Source organism: Arsenophonus nasoniae DSM 15247 (genome assembly GCF_000429565.1).
Taxonomy (GTDB): Bacteria; Pseudomonadota; Gammaproteobacteria; order Enterobacterales; family Enterobacteriaceae; genus Arsenophonus; species Arsenophonus nasoniae.
Genome location: NZ_AUCC01000206.1, coordinates 1 through 1,764 on the forward strand (window position 1 = coordinate 1; position 1,764 = coordinate 1,764).

Genomic DNA, 1,764 nt, shown 5'->3' on the forward strand with positions numbered 1-1,764 from the left:
ATTTCGTCTTCACGTAGAATGCGAATTGACTTTGCGTCATAGGTCATGAATTACTTAACTGCCTCTTTGAGTCTTTGACCTGCTTTAAAACTCGGTACGTTTGCAGCAGCAATTTTAAGTGTCTCGCCCGTTTTTGGATTGCGTCCATCTCTGGCTGCGCGTTGTTTAACTTGAAAACAGCCAAAGCCAACGAGTTGTACTTCATCTCCCGCCTTTAGCGCTTCTGTCACGGTTTCTATGAATGCGTTCAGTGCTTTCTCTGAGTCTTTTTTGGTTAAGTCAGCTTTTTCAGCAATTTGATTGATGAGTTCGGTTTTGTTCATGGTGTGCCTGATTTTCAATTTAACGTTAGATAGTGTATTTAATATTTATAAAACTAATTATGGTCATTTTCTTTCACTATCAAATAACCTCGCCAATTATTATTGTCAGAAGTATTCATTGCTCGAAAAAGATCAAGGCTATTCACCCAAACCCAATTATATTTGGTATTGGAAACATCCATAATCAGGAATGAATCGCTATTTTTATCCCAGGCTACTAAAGGGGAGAAATGTCCTCCACCGGATTGTCCAAGAGAAGTCCGTAAATAATTTATGATAACATAACTATCAAAGTCATTTATTGAGCTAATAATTTCCTTCTTCATTTTAGTAATGTTATTTAAGGAAGTAACATGGATTTTTTTTACCTGTAAATCTAAAGTTGTTAGAAGCATTTTTTCGTCATTTAGATTTAATCCATAATCTTGTAAACCATTTTCAATCATGGGCTTACCGAAAATGTTTATTTTCGCTTTAGGACTAAAATTTACCACACTTTCTTGGGTATAACGGTTCCAAAATGGAGTCCAATTCTTGTTTTTAGGAAAATAAATTTGCTCATCCAAGGAAATTCTTGTCGAATCAGGTTTAATCTGATTAGCTTTTTCTTTGTTTTTAACACGTAAAGCGTTAACTACTATAGTTGCTGAAGCAATTCCACAATAGACCTTATTTTCTTGTCCTTCGAATTGTTGAATTAAACTAAAAAAATCATTTTTATATTTTGTTCTCTCAAGTCTATGAATACCTTCAGGAGTGTTCAAATCAATTGTTTTAGCAAATACAGCAGTATTCAGAAATAAACTACTTATAAGCAAAGTAGCTACTTGTTTTGTATAAAATTTATGATGAAACTGAGAATAAATTGCCATTTCAGGTTGTGCCTAATTTTTAAGATAAAGAGTCTAATATTCATCCCAATTATATCCAGCAGCTTCTGCGCTTCTCTTATCAAAAAACTGTCCTTTAATTTGCTTGAATCCGCCGAAGTTTGGAATTTCTTCTAGCTCTTTTTCCAAAGATGTAACTTGGGATTTTGCTAGTATTTTATTGTGAGATTGAAGAATAGCTTTTGTTGGCGTTGAATCTTCAATTTTTCCTTCTCTTATCGCCAATTCTCGCTTCTTCTCTTCGTGCCAATTTTGTTTGCAATATTTTGAGCATTCAACGGCTCTACGCAAATCTGGCATTGTTAGACGCAATGTAGGATCGTATTTCTTCAAATTCTTCTCGTACTGATAGAGAATCTCTGCATTTTTCTTCATCCATTCGCCCTCATCGTGAGAGCCAGATTTAACATGCGGACGCTTGGCTAGTCTTGGGCGAATTGGTTTTGTTTTGAATAGATCATCTTTTTCTAGAATATAAGTAATTTCAATGTCTGTTATTGATCTTCCGGTTTTGATAGTACGCCAATTTAATGAAATGTCTGTAAGTGACT

At 34.5% G+C, this 1,764-nt stretch carries 2 protein-coding genes and 1 pseudogene; all 3 read right to left on the bottom strand.

Annotation, left to right across the window (positions count from 1 at the left end; all coding sequences use genetic code 11):
• Nucleotides 1-50 precede the first annotated feature (50 nt).
• On the bottom strand, nucleotides 51-335 hold the full coding sequence (locus G468_RS0117470) for an HU family DNA-binding protein (RefSeq protein ID WP_276324692.1): 285 nt from the start codon (nucleotides 333-335) through the stop codon (nucleotides 51-53).
• Nucleotides 336-376: 41 nt separating this feature from the next.
• Complete coding sequence (locus tag G468_RS0117475) at nucleotides 377-1,195, bottom strand: phytochelatin synthase family protein (protein WP_051297195.1); 819 nt, start codon at nucleotides 1,193-1,195, stop codon at nucleotides 377-379.
• Nucleotides 1,196-1,228: 33 nt separating this feature from the next.
• Nucleotides 1,229-1,764, bottom strand: a pseudogene (locus G468_RS24320) (hypothetical protein); the annotation flags it as partial.

What these genes read in the sequence shown, in the direction of transcription:
- G468_RS0117475 (WP_051297195.1), bottom strand. Translation starts at nt 1,195, where the DNA reads ATGGCAATTTATTCTCAGTTTCATCATAAATTTTATACAAAACAAGTA.